Source organism: Kosakonia pseudosacchari, assembly GCF_900184035.1.
In the GTDB taxonomy this organism is placed as follows: Bacteria; Pseudomonadota; Gammaproteobacteria; order Enterobacterales; family Enterobacteriaceae; genus Kosakonia; species Kosakonia pseudosacchari.
Map to the genome: position 1 here is coordinate 1 of NZ_FXWP01000005.1, position 611 is coordinate 611.

Consider the following 611-nt stretch of genomic DNA (forward strand, 5'->3'; position numbering starts at 1 on the left):
GAAGTAGGTAGCTTAACCTTCGGGAGGGCGCTTACCACTTTGTGATTCATGACTGGGGTGAAGTCGTAACAAGGTAACCGTAGGGGAACCTGCGGTTGGATCACCTCCTTACCTTAAAGAACCGTTCTCTGCAGTGTCCACACAGATTGTCTGATGAAAAGTAAAAGCAAGGCGTCTTGCGAGCGAGACTTTACGTCCCCTTCGTCTAGAGGCCCAGGACACCGCCCTTTCACGGCGGTAACAGGGGTTCGAATCCCCTAGGGGACGCCACGCGTTAACTGATGAGGTCAAACCTCCCAGGGGACGCCACTTGCTGGTTTGTGAGTGAAAGTCACCTGCCGATGTATCTCAAAACTGATTCCGTTGTGTGAACAGCGAGTCATGTTTGAGATATTTGCTCTTTAAAAATCTGGATCAAGCTGAAAATTGAAACACTGAACAGTGCGAACTGTTCTGTGAGTCTCTCAAATTTTTGCGACACGCGGATGTTTCACGAAACATCTTCGGGTTGTGAGGTTAAGCGACTAAGCGTACACGGTGGATGCCCTGGCAGTCAGAGGCGATGAAGGACGTGCTAATCTGCGAAAAGCGCCGGTAAGGTGATATGAACC

General features: G+C 50.1%; 1 tRNA gene and 2 rRNA genes. All 3 read left to right on the top strand.

The window, feature by feature from the left end:
* A 16S ribosomal RNA gene (locus BN2591_RS01235) occupies positions 1-111 on the top strand; the annotation flags it as partial.
* A gap of 83 nt (positions 112-194) precedes the next feature.
* A tRNA-Glu gene (locus BN2591_RS01240) sits at positions 195-270 on the top strand.
* 244 nt (positions 271-514) lie between these two features.
* A 23S ribosomal RNA gene (locus tag BN2591_RS01245) occupies positions 515-611 on the top strand; the annotation flags it as partial.